This is a genomic window from Dyella humi (assembly GCF_044904605.1).
GTDB lineage: Bacteria > Pseudomonadota > Gammaproteobacteria > Xanthomonadales > Rhodanobacteraceae > Dyella_B > Dyella_B humi.
On record NZ_JADIKI010000022.1, the window covers coordinates 212,817 to 227,043 of the forward strand.

Genomic DNA, 14,227 nt, shown 5'->3' on the forward strand with positions numbered 1-14,227 from the left:
TTGATCCCTCTTTCCGGCAGGAAAGGACGATGTTGCATTATCGCGTCTTCAGCACATCCCCTGGCTGAAACTGCCAAGTCCGTGTGATGTACAGGATGTCCACCTTTTCCTTGCTGTCCGATGGCAGCGGCGGGAACGGTGCGCATAGCTTGACGATGGCGATCGCCGCCTTGTCGATCACGGCTTGGCCCGAGCTTTGCGTCACGTCGATGTTGTTGATGCTGCCGTCCCGGTTCAGGCCTACGGTGAGGATCACGTCGCCGTACAGGTGCTGTTCGCGCGCCTGCTGGGGGTAATTGAGATTGCCTACGCGCTCGATGCGATCCACCCAACCGCGCATATAGGCGGCGTAGGCGTATTCCTTGGTGCTGGCGGAGATGAATTTCTTGTGCGGACGCTTTGCGTAGGCCTGCGATTGCTTGCGCACTTCGGCGGCGAGCTGTGCGGCTTGCTGTTCGACGCGCGCCTCGTCGGCGGTGGCGGTGTCCGGGGTGTCTCGCGCGCTCTTGGCGTTATCGCTGTTGACACTGAAGCTGCCCTGCCCGGACGTGGTGAGCATGCGCTGGTCAGTGGCCTGCTGCGGTGAGGGCGTGGCGGCTTGCACGGGCTGCGGTGCGGTGCCTTGGCTGGGCATCGGCAGCAGGCCGGAGAACGGTTGCGACGGGCGCTGCGATTTGTCGCTTTCGCCACCGCCCTTGTTGTTGGCCTGGGCCAGGAAATCGGCCTTGTCCGGCGCTTCGCTGTTGGCGACGTTCACCAGCGTTACATCGAGCGTGGGCAGGGCCGGGCGCGTCGCCACGTAGCCGATACCGATGCCGAACAGCAGCAGGCCGTGGACCAGCAGCGAAAAAACGAAGGTGGCCCCGATCTTGTTGTCGCCGGGGCGGCGGGCTACAGCATTCACGCGGGGATATGTCTCGATTCGATGGCGTCGAACAGCATTCCCGCGATATTAAGCCCGAACTGCTTGTCCAGTTCGCGCGCGCACGTCGGCGATGTGACGTTGATCTCGGTCAGGTAGTCGCCGATCACGTCCAACCCCACGAAGCGCAGGCCGCGACGGCGCAGCTCGGGGCCGACTTCGGCGGCGATCCAGCGGTCGCGATCGGACAACGGCACACCTTCGCCGCGTCCGCCGGCGGCGAGGTTGCCGCGGAACTCGTCGCCCTGCGGAATGCGCGCCAGGGCGTAAGGCACCGGTTCGCCGTCGATCATCAGGATGCGTTTGTCGCCCGCGCTGATCTGCGGGATGAATTTCTGCGCCATGGCGAATTGGCGGCCTTGCCCGTGCGAGTCGCCGCCGAGCAGGGTTTCCAGCATCGAGTTGAGGTTCTTGTCGCCCGATTGCACGCGGAAGATGCCGCGCCCGCCCATGCCGTCCAGCGGCTTGAGCACCGCATCGCCGTGTTCGGCCACAAAGCGGCGCAGTTCGGCCGGGTCGCGCGCCACCAGGGTCGGCGCCATGCACTGCGGGAAGTGCATGGCGAACACCTTTTCGTTGCAGTCGCGCAGCGCGCGTGGATCGTTCACCACCTGCACGCCGTCGCGCTGGGCCACGTCCATCACCAAGGTGTCGTAGACGAACTGGGCGTCGACCGGCGGATCCTTGCGCAGCAGTACGGTGTCGATCTCGCGCAGGTCGATCCATTGGGCTTCGCCCAGGGTGTACCAGCCGGCGGGGTCGTCCTTCACGCTCAGCGCACGCAACCGCGCCCAGGGCGTGCCGTCGCGCAGTGCCAGGTCACCCTGTTCCATGTAGTACAGCCGGTGGCCACGGCGGGCGGCCTCCAGCAGCAGGGCGAAGGTGGTGTCCTTGGCGATCTTGATGCTGCCGATGGGGTCCATCAGCACGGCGACCGAACGGGGCATGGCAGTTCCGGTGGCGGGTGGGGCGTGCATGTTCGCCGAGGTGGTCGGGAAGCCACAAGGGCGCGCTGCTGGAAAGGGCAACGAAGCGGTGACACTAATCTGTCCGGAGGGTGACATCCCAGGTCATTCTTCACATATGTGTTCGCGGTTTTGATGATAAATGCTCCCCCCACAACGTTTTTTCCTTGACGGAAGACCGTCTCAGGCAGTAAACAGCAACGACGGAGCGCCCGACGCAGATCGAGCACCCAAGAAAAGTGTTTGAGCAGGATTTTTCAATAGCGTCCGGTGGGCGTCGTTTGTCGCATGCCGGATGGCGTACCTGAGCCTGGGGCAGGCAGCAGGGGGGTTAAGTGAACTTGAACGTAGGTACGAACGGCCTGGCCGGTCTTAAGGTCATGGTGATTGATGACTCAAAGACCATCCGCCGCACGGCGGAAACCTTGCTGAAGAAAGAAGGATGCGAGGTGCTCACCGCCGTCGACGGGTTCGAGGCGTTGGCCAAGATTTCCGACCAGAAACCGGCCATCATCTTCGTGGACATCATGATGCCGCGGCTGGACGGTTATCAGACGTGCGCGCTCATCAAGAACAATCCGCAATTTCGTTCGACGCCGGTGATCATGCTGAGCTCGAAGGATGGGTTGTTCGACAAGGCGCGCGGCCGCATCGTCGGCGCGGAGCAATATCTCACCAAACCGTTCACCCGCGATGAACTGCTTGGTGCCATCCATCGTCATGTCGCCAGCACGGTTTAAGGCTCGTGAAAAAAAGCTCTGAAGGGGGAGCCGTGGCTAACATCCTCATCATCGATGATTCGCCGACCGACGTGCGCGTGTTCTCCATGCTGCTCGAACGGGCGGGTCATCATGTCGATGCTGTCAACAACGCCGAGGACGGTATCGAGCGCGTGCGCGCCACGAAGCCCGACCTCGTCATCATGGACGTCATCATGCCCGGCATGAACGGCTTTCAGGCCACGCGCACGCTTACGCGCGACCCGGCCACCGCGCATGTCCCGATCGTGATCATCACCACCAAGTCGATGGAAACCGACCGCGTTTGGGGCATGCGCCAAGGCGCCAAGGCCTTCATCACCAAACCGGTGAACGAAAAGGAATTGCTCGCATGCATCGACGAGCTGCTGCCGAAGGCGGCGTGAGATGAGCATGACGGGATCGGTCGCACAATCGCCCTTCGAGATCCTGGCTCGCTACGAGCGGCTGTCGCTGGCGCACGCGTCCGGTACACAGGAGCGCTTCGAAGCGCCGGGTCTGTGGCGCGGCATCGGCTATCGCGCCGGCAACTCCCTGTTCGTGAGCGCCATCGACGAGATCAACGAATTGCTGGCCGTGCCGCCGCTCACGCCTGTACCCGGCACCAAGCCGTGGCTGCTGGGCGTGGCGAACGTGCGCGGCAACCTGATGCCGGTAGTGGACATGGCGCGCTTCCTGTTCAGCGAGCGCACGCTGCATTCCGAGCGCGCGCGCCTGCTGGTAGTGCGCCAAGGCGGCGGCAGCGTCGCGCTGCTGGTGGACGAAGTATTCGGACAGCGTACGGTGGACGCGGAACAGCGCCGCGGCGCCGAGCATGAGGACGATCCGCGCCTGACGCGCTTCGTTGAAGATCGCGTCGAAGTGGACGGACAGCGCCTGGCGCTGTTCAGCATGGGCAGGTTGGTTCGTGCGCCCGATTTTCGCCAGGCGGCCGCGTGATGGCGTGCGGCTGGCCGGCGCTTTACAGCCGGAACGGGGCGAAGGCTTCGAAAATTCTTGACCGGTACGCGCGGCGTGCCGGTGTAGTAGACGGATGAGGTGAAGACATGAGCACTACAGGGGGCGTCGGCAAGGAACGGGGATATACCATCCTGATCGTCTTGCTGGTGGTTTCGATCGGCTTTGCCGCGGTCGACTTCGTACTACTCAACCTCAAGAACGGCGAGGACCGCCAGGCGATTGCGCTCACCACGCAAATCCAGGTGTTGTCGCAGCAGACGGCCAAATACGCGCTGGAAGCTTCCGGCGGTAACGCCGATTCGTACGCTGAGCTCGAGAACGCGCGCGACACCATCGATTCGGCCGTGCAGCGCTTGGTCAACGGCGACACCAAGACCGGCATGAAGCCTTATGCCGACAAGAACGCCACACCCACTGGCCGTTCCGTCAGCAAGCTGTCCGATGCGTGGAAGCAGCTCGACGGTGACATCGGCAAGATCCTCTCTAACAAAGCGGCCGTGCTCGATTCGGCGCAGCGCGCGGACGATCTCTCCAAGCAGTTGCCGTTGCTCAACTCCAACATGGAGCAGGTGGTCAACATCCTGCAGCAGCGCAAAGGCAGCAGCGCAGATGAAATGCTCGGCGCCTCGCGCCAGATGCTACTGGCCGACCGTATCATCCGCCGCGTGCAGGAAGTGCTGCAGGGTGGCGAATCCGCACAGGCGTCCGCCGACGGCCTGTCTCGCGACGCGCAGAGCTACGGCGAAGTGCTCAAGGGCTTGCTGCAAGGCAACCAGAGCATGGGCGTGCAACAGCTGGGCGACGCCAACGGACGCAAGATTCTTTCGCAGATGCAGGGCGACTGGGACAAGCTGAGCGACCCGGTGTCCAAGCTCGTTGCGGCTGCCAGCAACCTTGCCGAGGTGAAGAGCGCCGGCAACCAGGCTTCGCTGGATTCGCAGAACGTGCTGCTGCGCGCGAACGATCTCGCCGAACAGATCGGCCAGCTGCCGATACGCCGCTTGTTCCCGAACGTGGGCTGGGGCGTGGTCGGTGCGCTTGGCGCCGTGGCCTTTGCCATCTTGCTGGTTATCCAGCTCGTGGGCGACCAGCGCCGCCGCTTCCGCGAGAGTACCGAACTCAATCAGCGTAACCAGGAGGCGATCATGCGCCTGCTGGACGAAATGGGTTCGCTCGCCGAAGGTGACCTGACGGTAAAGACCACCGTGTCCGAGGACATCACGGGGGCGATCGCCGACTCGGTGAACTACGCCATCGACGAGTTGCGCACCCTGGTGACGACGATTAACGAAACCTCCGAGCAGGTGTCGTCCTCGGCGCAGGAAACGCAGACCACTGCGCGCCATCTGGCCGACGCGGCGAAGGCGCAGGCGCATCGCATCAGCACGGCGACCACCGCGATCAACCAGATTGCGAGTTCGATGGACGACGTGTCGAAGAACTCCGCAGAATCGGCCCACGTGGCCGAACGCTCGGTGCAGATCGCCTCGCGCGGCGCGGAAGTGGTGCGCGAAACGATCTCGGGCATGGACTCGATCCGCGACCAGATCCAGGAAACGTCCAAGCGTATCAAGCGACTGGGTGAATCCTCGCAGGAAATTGGCTCGATCGTGGAACTGATCAACGACATTGCCGAGCAGACCAACATCCTTGCCTTGAACGCCGCCATCCAGGCGGCCTCGGCGGGCGAAGCGGGCCGAGGCTTCGCGGTGGTGGCGGACGAAGTGCAGCGCCTCGCGGAACGCTCCGCGAGCGCCACGAAGCGAATCGAAACGCTGGTGCAGACGATTCAGTCCGACACCAATGAAGCCGTCAATTCTATGGAGCAGACCACCGCGGAAGTGGTGGCCGGTGCCCGCAAGGCGGAAGATGCGGGCAGCGCGCTGGGCGACATCGAGCGCGTCTCGCACGATTTGTCCGCACTGATTCAAAACATTTCCGCCGCTGCGCGTCAGCAGTCGATCGCTGCGACGGATATTTCGCAATCCATGAATGCGATTCAGGAAATCACCTCGCAGACGTCGCAGGGCGCAAGCCAGACGGCCGAATCGATTGGTTACCTGGCGCAGTTGGCCAGCGATCTGCGCCGTTCGGTGGCGCACTTCAAGCTGCCGGGTTGAGACAGGTTGAATACTGGACCTGGTGTTATTAGGCATTCACAAGAGGGCAACCTCGACGGTTGTGTCGATGCGCAAGAGCGCAGCCGCTGAGGGGGGCGTATGAGACTTCAAGACCACATCGATTTCACCACGCTCCAGTGGGTCAAGCCCGAGCTTGACGAGACGCTTGCGCTCGCACGACAGGCGCTCGAGTCCTACGTGGACAATCCCGGCGAGCGCGAAGTCATGCGCCAGTGCGCCGACAACCTGCACCAGGTGCAGGGCACCTTGCGCATGGTCGAGCTGTACGGCGCCGCGATGGTCGCCGAGGAGATGGAAACGCTTGCCATCTCCCTGCTCGAAGACCATGTGCGCAATCGCGAAGACGCCTACGCCGCGCTGATGCGCGGCTTGATGCAACTGCCCGATTACCTCGAACGCCTTTCCAGCGGTCACCGCGACGTGCCGGTGGTGCTGCTGCCGTTGCTCAACGAGTTGCGCACCAGCCGCGAACAAGAAGCGCTGAGCGAAGCGGCACTGTTCACGCCCAACCTGGATGCGCCCTTGCCGCCGCAGGCGCCGGGTGCCCCCGGCCCGGTCGACGCACAGCGCCGCAAGAGCGAAGTCAACGAGCTGCGCCTGCGTTTCCAGCAGCAGTTGCTGGCATGGTTCCGCGGCCAAGGTGGCGCGCAGCAGCTGACCGGCATGCGCAACACGCTCAACGCGATCGCCGCGCGCTGCAGCAGCGTGCCCGGCCGTCGCTTGTGGTGGATCACGTCCGGCGTGCTGGAAGGTCTCGATCACGGCATGCTCAAGAGCTATGCCGCCGACGTGCGTCAGCTGATCGGCAAGGTCGACCGCTGCATCCGCCAGCTGATCGAGCAGGGCGAAGACGGCATGCAAGGCGGCGATGCCGACGATCTGGCGCGCAAGCTGCTGTACATCGTCGCGCAATCCAAACAGCGCAGCCCGCAGATGGCGCTGCTTGCGCAGACCTACGGCCTCGACGGCTTGATGCCCGACGCCACCGAACTTGAGCATGCGCGCGGCTCGATGGCCGGCCACAACCGCGCCTTGCTCGATTCCGTCTCACGCGCGTTGAAGGACGATCTGCTGCGCGTGAAAGAAGCGCTGGATCTGTTCCTGCGCCAGAGCGACGCCGATCCCGCGCAGCTCGGTGCGCAGGCCGAAGTGCTCGAACGCGTCGGCGACACACTGGGCATGCTCGCGCTCAACGTGCCGCGCCGCGTAGTCAACGAACAACGACGCGTGCTGGAAGAAGTCGCCAATCGCATGCGCAGCCCCGATGAGGAATCGCTGCTCGATGTGGCTGGCGCGCTGCTCTACGTGGAAGCGTCGCTGGACGACCACATCGAAAGCCTCGGTGCGGAACAGCAGCCCGAAGAACAGCAAAGCGTGAGCATGCTGCCGCGCAGCGAGGCACGGCACATCCTTGCCACGCTGATGAACGAGGCCGTCGGCAACACCGGCAAAGTGAAGAACGGCATCGTCGCGTTCGTGGAGTCGGGTTGGCAGCACGACCAGCTCGACGGCGTGCCAGCGATGATGGACGAAGTGGCCGGCGCCATGCGCATGCTTTCCTCGCCGCGTTCGGCGCAGATCGCCGAAGGTGTGGGTCGCTTCATCGGCAATGAACTGTGCATCGACAAGCGCATTCCCAGCAGCGCGCAGATGGATCAGCTGGCTGATGCGCTCGCCGCGCTGGAGTATTACCTCGAGGCCGCGCGTGAGCATCGCGGCGGCCTCGAACACGTGCTGGACGTGGCCGAACATAGCCTCGGCGGACTGGGCTACTGGCCGCCACCGTTGCCGAAGGCGGCACCGGAAAGCGTGAAGGAGACGCCCGCCCCCGCACCTGTGCCGGTGGATGCCTTCGCACCCGCCCCGGCACCCTCGCTCAGCGAGCCGGTTACCGTCGCACACGGCGACGACGCCACGGCGCTGTTCGTCGGCAGCAGCGAAACGCACACGCCGGTCGCGCACGACGTCACCGGTCTGCATCTGGTCGAAACCGAGCCGCACGCCTATACGCCGGCAGTCGCGGAAGGTGATGACTGGATCGAGATCGAGGAAGAAATCGAAGAGCAGGTCGCCGGCATCGATCCGATGGCCGCCACCGTCGGCTTCCAGGCCAGCACGGAAGGCATCGACGACGATATCCGCGACATCTTCCTGGAAGAAATGCAGGAAGAGATCAGCAATCTACGCCATGCGCAGCAGACGTGGATGACTGATCCGACGCAGACCGGCGAGCTCACGTCGATCCGCCGCTCGTTCCACACACTGAAGGGTTCCGGTCGCCTGGTCGGTGCCAGCGTGCTGGGCGAATTCGCCTGGCGCGTAGAGAACATGCTCAATCGTGTGCTGGACGGCACCATCCAGCCGCACAGCGGTGTGCAGGCACTGGTCGGCCAGGCCATCGAAGCGTTGCCGCAGCTGTATTCGTCACTGAAAGACGGCACCGTACCCACCGTGCCGCTCAGCGCGATCACGCAGGCCGCCGATCACCTTGCCGCGGGCGAGCAGGCCGGCTTAGAGCAGTTCATCAACAACGGTACCCAGACGGTGCGCCGCGTGGTGCGCCGCCGTGTGCCGCGCATATCGGCCGATGCGATTCCGACTGCCACGCACACCGATCACACCGTTGCTGCGATGCAACCGTTCGAAGCACCGGTCATTCCTGCAGCCGAAACGATCGCCGCGCCGGTGCTGCCGCCGGTCGACCCGGTGCTGCTGGAAATCCTGCGCAGCGAAGTGGCGCAATACCTGCAGACCATCCGCAACGCGGTGACCTTCGCCGAGGACGAACTGCCGGTCGACGATAGCCTGCTGCGCGCCGTGCACACGCTGCATGGCGCCATCGCGATGGTCGACATTCCGCTGCTAATCCAACTGCTGTCGCCGCTGGAAAGTCTGCTCAAGCGCCTGCGCGCTGCCGGCCAACCGCTGTCGATCGAAGGCGTGCGTCTGCTGCGGCAGAGCGCGGACGTGGTCGACGAGGTGATGGCGCAGTTCGACACGCCGCATCCGCAATTGCCGGACGCGAGCGGCATCATTGCGCGCCTCACCGAATTGCGCGATCACCAGCCCGAGCCGCAAATGGCGCATGTGGTGTTCGAGCCGCACGCCGTCGAGCCGATGTCGTTCGAGCCGGTGGAGCCTGCCGCGCCGCTGCCTGCCGTGACACCGGTTGAGCCCGAGGAACAGGCGCCGGTGGCCGTCGAACTGCCCACCGAAGCGCCCGTCGCCGCGGAAGAGGATTACACCGCCGAGCTGCTCGATGCGCTGGCCGCGGAAGAACCGCAGCAGCACGAAGGCGAGCCTGCGATCCCTCATCACGAGCCCAGCGCGGAGGACGAGGATTTCGCCGAACTGCTCGCCAGCCTCGAAGCGATCCAACCCGAACACCTGTTTGCCGAAACGCCAGCCGAAGAACCGGCTGTGGTCGAGCATCATCTGGATTTCGGTCTCGAAGCGGTGAACGAGCCGGTCGACGAGCCGCTGCACGAAGAACCCGTGCACACGTTCGTCAGCGAGCCCGCGTTCGAAGCAACGCCTGCCGTCGAGCCGGAAGCCGTCACGCACGAACCTGAAGTGCCGGTGGAAGAAGAAGTGCCGGTGGAAGAGCCGGTCGCGTCGGCACCGCGTTACGAAGAACCCGCGCTTGAGCACGTCGCGCCGGAAACGATCGAACCGCAGCCGACGGACCGTGTGCCGGCCGGCGAGCTGATGGGCTTCGGCCATATCGATCCGGATCTGCTGGAAATCTTCAGCGAAGAAGCGCGCGAAATTCTCGACGACGCCGACGGCACATTGGCGAAATGGCATGCCGAGCCGACAGAAGTCTCGCAGCACATGGCGGGCCTGCTGCGCGCGTTGCACACCCTCAAGGGTGGCGCGCGCATCGCGGGCGTAACGCCAATCGGCGATCTCAGCCACGCGCTGGAAAGCCTGTTGGAACGCTCGCATGGCATCGATCCGCAGCAGGCTGCTCCGCTGATCGGTACGCTCGAAGTCGCCTTCGACGAAATGCACGGTCTCGTGCAGCGCGTCTCGCAAGGCAAAGCCATCGCCTATCCGCACGCGATGATCGCGCGCCTGACCGGCGGTGCTATCCATGAAACGCCGGCGACTGTCGCCGAAGCGCCCGCGCCGGCACCTGTTGCTGTCGCCGAACCGGCCCCGCACGAAATCGGCACGTTGGAACTGCCTTCGCTGCTGCCGGCTGACGATTCTCACGGTGAAGACGCCGGCCGCACCGCGCAGGAACAGATCCGCGTCCGCGCGGAATTGCTCGACAGCCTGGTGAACCACGCCGGCGAAGTGGCGATCTACCGCTCGCGCCTGGAGCAGCAGGTTTCGGCCTACCGCTTCAACCTGGTGGAACTGGAGCAGACCGTCTCGCGTCTGCGCAGCCAGCTGCGCATGCTGGAAATCGAAACCGAAGCGCAGATCATCGCGCGCTTCCAACGTGAGCACCGCGAAGCGGGCATGGCTGTGTTCGATCCGCTGGAACTGGACCGCTTCTCGCAACTGCAGCAGTACTCGCGTGCACTGGCCGAGTCGGTCTCGGACTTGGTGTCGATTCAGGGCATGCTCGACGAGCTCACCCGTCAGGCCGAAACGCTGCTGATCCAGCAGTCGCGCGTGAGCTCGGAACTGCAGGAAGGCTTGCTGCGCACGCGCATGCTGCCGTTCGACACGATGGTGCCGAACCTGCGCCGCACGCTACGCCAGGCCGCACAGGAAGAAGGCAAGAGCGCGCAGTTGTACGTGGAGGGCGCGCACGGCGAAATGGACCGCAACCTGCTCGACCGCATCAAGGCGCCGTTCGAGCACATGCTGCGCAACGCCGTGGCGCACGGTATCGAAACGCCGGAAGAGCGCCGCAAGGCGGGCAAGCCGGAAGAGGGTGCAGTACGCATTCGCGTGGCGCGCGAAGCGACCGAGGTGGTGATCCGCGTCAGCGACGACGGCCGCGGCCTGGATCGCGAAGCGATCCGCAAGCGCGCGATCGAGCGCGGGCTGATTCGGCCGGATACGCGTCTTTTCGAAGACCAAGTGCTCTCGCTGATCACCCAGACCGGCTTCTCGACAGCCAGCACCGTCACCCAGCTCGCCGGTCGCGGCGTGGGCATGGACGTGGTGGCCAGCGAGATCAAGGGACTTGGCGGTTCGCTGGCAATCGAGTCGCGCCAGGGCGAAGGCACCACCTTCGTGCTGCGCCTGCCGTTCACCCTCGCGGTGACGCAGGCGATCCTGGTGCGTATCGGCGAAGCCAGCTTCGCCATCCCGATGACTTCGGTGCAGGGCGTCGCGCGCATCAGCCCGGATGAGCTGGCGCAGCGCCTGACGGAAGACAACCCGCAGTTCAACTACAACGGTGAGGATTACGCCGTCCACGATCTGGCCGGGTTGCTCGGCGTCGTCCCTGGCATCAGCGACGAAGAACAGTTGCCGCTGCTGCTGACCCGTTCGGGCGAACTGCGCGGCGCGATCCGCGTGGACGCCGTGATCGGTTCGCGCGAAATCGTGGTGAAGTCGGTCGGCCCGCAGGTGAGCTCGGTGCCCGGCATTTTGGGTGCCACCATCATGGGCGACGGCTCGGTGTTGGTGATTCTTGACCTGGCGCCGCTGGTGCGTCACGGCCTTGCCCGACGCGAACAGCGTCTGGCCGAAGGCCTGGAATACGCCACCACGGCACCGGTGATCGAAGAAGAGCGCACGCGTCCAGTGGTGATGGTGGTCGACGACTCGATCACCATGCGCAAGGTCACTGGCCGTGTGCTGGAACGTCACGAATACGAAGTGGAAACCGCGAAGGACGGCCTGGACGCGCTGGAAAAACTGCACGAGCGCGTGCCCGACCTGATGCTGCTCGACATCGAGATGCCGCGCATGGACGGCTACGAGCTGGCGACTCAAATGAAGGCCGATCCGCGCCTGCGCGGTGTGCCGATCATCATGATCACCTCGCGTACCGGCGAAAAGCATCGCCAGCGCGCGTTCGACATCGGCGTGGAGCGTTACCTCGGCAAGCCGTACCAGGAAGCCGAATTGCTGGCGCAGATCAGCGAAGTACTGGAGCAACACGCGCAGGAGCCGGTGAATGAATAAGAGCATGCCTTCACACCCCAAGCACCCCGCATTGCGCCTGAGCGGACGCCATGCGGCAGCGCGCGGCTTGACCAGACGGCCAGTCTGGCGCTGCGCCACGCGCTACCACCTGACGGCCGCTCAGGCGCAATGCGGGGCACTTGGGGCATGAAGGCAAGCTCAAAGGTTGTGGCGGTTGCGCTGTTGTTTGATGACGTGGAGCTGGGAAGTCATCTGCGCGCCGCCCTATCCGAGCACGGCGCTCGGATTGCGCATGAAGGTCCGATCAGCAGTTTCGACGTGGCCAAATTGCGTCAGGCCGGCGTGGACGTGCTGGTGGTGAACCTGGACGACTCGGTGGATGAAGCCGCGCTCGACCTGATCTACGAACTAGTCGCCTCCGGCGATATTCCCGTCGTATTCAACGATGCACAGGCCAGCCGTGCTTTGGACGGCTGGGACCGCGCGCGGTGGGCGCGCCATCTGGCCGCCAAAACGCTCAATAGCGACACCATCGACCCGCCGCGGCCCGAGCATGCGCGGGCGGTGGAAGTTCCCGTAGCGCCGGCTGTGGCCGAACCGCAAGCCGAAGTCGAGCCCGTCGTTGCCGCGCCGTCGGTGGAAACACCGATGGAAGCCGAACCCGGACCCGAATCGGAGCTGGAGCCGTTGCTTGCGCCGGTTGAATCGGAACCGGTGGCGGACGTGCTTGCGATGCACGAGGAACATGAGGAACACGAGGCAGCGCTCACTCCGGAATCCTCCGAAACACTGGCCTCCGAACTGGAGGCCCTGTTGGCCTTCGATGAGGCGCAAGCGAATCCGGAAGACGAGTTCGGCTCGCTGAAATTCACGGCGGAAGACGAACTGCCGGCGCTGCACGATGGCAATTTCGGTTGGGGGGAACAGGATGCGTCCGTGGCGCATGAGGACATTCCGACCGCGCCCGGATTCGCACCCGCGCCCGCGCCTGTTCCCGCACCGGCGCGACTCGAGGCGCCGGCGTTCAACATCAACTTGGGTCACCTGTCGCTTGCTTCGCTCGACGAGGAATTCACCCCGCCGGTGATCGAAAAGGCAACGCTTGCCCAGCAGACGCCTTCACCCGTCGCACCCGAATGGGGCTTCGTGGAAGAGGACGATGCCGCCAAAGTGCAGCCGTCTAGTGACAAGGCATCGTTCGGTGTCGAGAAAGTCAGTGCGACGGATTATCTGGCACCTGACGTCGAGTTTCTTGAAGACGAATCGCCGGTCGAGCCGGGTATGAGCCTTGAGCTGGTGTCGATGGAAGAAGCCATCGCGCCCAACGATGAATATCAAGCCTTCGAATCGCACCTGCAGGAATTGGATGCCGCGTTCGCGCGTCTGCTAGTGCTAGGCGCGGCGCGCGACAGCGGTGCTTCGCTGGCTTCGTTCCTCGGTGCGCTGCCGGGCGATCTGAAAATGCCGATCCTGCTTACTCAGCATCACGGCCAAGATGCGCTTGAACAACTGATCGAATCGTTGGCCACACGCTGCACGCTGCCCATCAAGGTGGCTGCGCCAGGCATGCGTGCACGCACCGGCGAAGTGGTGGTCGTACCGCGCGGGCAGCAAGTGCGCATCACGCGCGACGGCCGTGTAGAACTCAGTGCGGCAAACGACGACGTCGGCGGGCAGTCGCCCTCCATCGATAGCAGCTTCACGATGGCGGCAAGCGTGTTCGGCCGCGACGCGCTGGCGATCGTGTTCGCCGGCCACGCGACGGACGCCGTTGCCGGCGCGCAGGCGATCCACGATCGCGGCGGACAGGTATGGGTGGAAGCCTCTACCGGCGATCACTACACAGATATGGTCAACGGCGTGATGGCTGAACGCCTTGCCAGTTTTTCCGGCTCGCCGCAGGAACTCGCGGTACGTTTGGTGGAGGATTTCCGATGAGCGAACAACCACTACCCCGCGAAATCCGCTGCGTGCTGGTGCCAGTAGGCAATCTGCGCCTACTGCTGCCGAACGCTACCGTGGCCGAAGTCATCACTTTCGCCACACCCGAACCCGTGGCCGGCGCGCCCGAATGGTTGCTCGGCCGCATCGCCTGGCGCGGCTGGCGCGTACCGCTGGTCTCGTTCACCAAGTTGGCCGATGCCGAGGAGGGCGACTCGGAACTCAGCGTTCGTGTGGCCGTGCTCAAGGCGCTCGGCGACAATCCTGATGTACCGTTTGTCGCCGTGATCACGCAAGGCTTCCCTCGCCTAACCACGCTCAATGCCGAACTGATCATTCCCACCCATGATGGCAAGCCTTTGCCGCGCGGCGTGAAGGCGCAGGTGCTCGTGCGCGATGACATCGCTGTGATTCCGGATTTGGAAGGGATCGAGCACGAAGTGACCGAGTTGTTGCGGCAAGCGAGCTGACAAGCATCTAAGG

9 protein-coding genes are annotated in these 14,227 nt (G+C 64.2%); 7 read left to right on the forward strand and 2 right to left on the reverse strand.

Annotation, left to right across the window (positions count from 1 at the left end; genetic code table 11):
* Positions 1 to 37: 37 nt before the first annotated feature.
* Both ISP18_RS05825 and gshB read right to left on the reverse strand, forming a co-directional pair.
* A complete protein-coding gene (locus tag ISP18_RS05825) occupies positions 38 to 904 on the reverse strand; it encodes an energy transducer TonB (RefSeq protein ID WP_380007950.1) in 867 nt (288 codons plus the stop codon).
* Positions 901 to 1,869 carry a glutathione synthase gene (gene gshB / locus ISP18_RS05830; RefSeq protein WP_380007954.1) on the reverse strand — a complete coding sequence of 323 codons (969 nt, stop codon included), beginning with the start codon at positions 1,867 to 1,869 and terminating at the stop codon, positions 901 to 903. Before gshB ends, ISP18_RS05825 begins: the two co-directional genes overlap by 4 nt.
* 398 nt (positions 1,870 to 2,267) lie before the next feature.
* Here gshB and pilG point away from each other — a divergent pair, with 398 nt between their 5' ends.
* From pilG to ISP18_RS05865, 7 genes are all read left to right on the forward strand, one after another.
* The gene (pilG, locus tag ISP18_RS05835; protein ID WP_188795642.1) at positions 2,268 to 2,627 is read left to right on the forward strand and encodes a twitching motility response regulator PilG; all 360 of its coding nucleotides are present in this window, start codon (positions 2,268 to 2,270) and stop codon (positions 2,625 to 2,627) included.
* 32 nt (positions 2,628 to 2,659) lie between these two features.
* A complete protein-coding gene (locus ISP18_RS05840) occupies positions 2,660 to 3,031 on the forward strand; it encodes a response regulator (protein WP_380007957.1) in 372 nt (123 codons plus the stop codon).
* Positions 3,032 to 3,038: 7 nt separating this feature from the next.
* Positions 3,039 to 3,584, forward strand: coding sequence for a chemotaxis protein CheW (locus tag ISP18_RS05845; protein WP_380010938.1), 546 nt, complete (start codon positions 3,039 to 3,041; stop codon positions 3,582 to 3,584).
* A 107-nt stretch (positions 3,585 to 3,691) separates the two neighbouring features.
* The gene (locus ISP18_RS05850; protein WP_380007960.1) at positions 3,692 to 5,725 is read left to right on the forward strand and encodes a methyl-accepting chemotaxis protein; all 2,034 of its coding nucleotides are present in this window, start codon (positions 3,692 to 3,694) and stop codon (positions 5,723 to 5,725) included.
* Positions 5,726 to 5,824: 99 nt separating this feature from the next.
* Positions 5,825 to 11,842 (forward strand): Hpt domain-containing protein, encoded by a 6,018-nt coding sequence (locus tag ISP18_RS05855; RefSeq protein ID WP_380007964.1) that lies wholly within the window; start codon positions 5,825 to 5,827, stop codon positions 11,840 to 11,842.
* Positions 11,843 to 11,989: 147 nt separating this feature from the next.
* Positions 11,990 to 13,741: a chemotaxis protein CheB gene (locus ISP18_RS05860; protein WP_380007967.1), complete on the forward strand. Its 1,752-nt coding sequence runs from the start codon at positions 11,990 to 11,992 to the stop codon at positions 13,739 to 13,741.
* A complete protein-coding gene (locus tag ISP18_RS05865) occupies positions 13,738 to 14,214 on the forward strand; it encodes a chemotaxis protein CheW (protein ID WP_380007970.1) in 477 nt (158 codons plus the stop codon). Before ISP18_RS05860 ends, ISP18_RS05865 begins: the two co-directional genes overlap by 4 nt.
* Positions 14,215 to 14,227: the final 13 nt, after the last annotated feature.

Coding starts and splice junctions, on each gene's coding strand:
- ISP18_RS05855 (WP_380007964.1), top strand. CDS start 5,825: ATGAGACTTCAAGACCACATCGATTTCACCACGCTCCAGTGGGTCAAG.
- ISP18_RS05850 (WP_380007960.1), top strand. CDS start 3,692: ATGAGCACTACAGGGGGCGTCGGCAAGGAACGGGGATATACCATCCTG.
- ISP18_RS05865 (WP_380007970.1), top strand. CDS start 13,738: ATGAGCGAACAACCACTACCCCGCGAAATCCGCTGCGTGCTGGTGCCA.
- pilG (WP_188795642.1), top strand. CDS start 2,268: ATGGTGATTGATGACTCAAAGACCATCCGCCGCACGGCGGAAACCTTG.
- gshB (WP_380007954.1), bottom strand. CDS start 1,869: ATGCCCCGTTCGGTCGCCGTGCTGATGGACCCCATCGGCAGCATCAAG.
- ISP18_RS05845 (WP_380010938.1), top strand. CDS start 3,039: ATGACGGGATCGGTCGCACAATCGCCCTTCGAGATCCTGGCTCGCTAC.
- ISP18_RS05860 (WP_380007967.1), top strand. CDS start 11,990: ATGAAGGCAAGCTCAAAGGTTGTGGCGGTTGCGCTGTTGTTTGATGAC.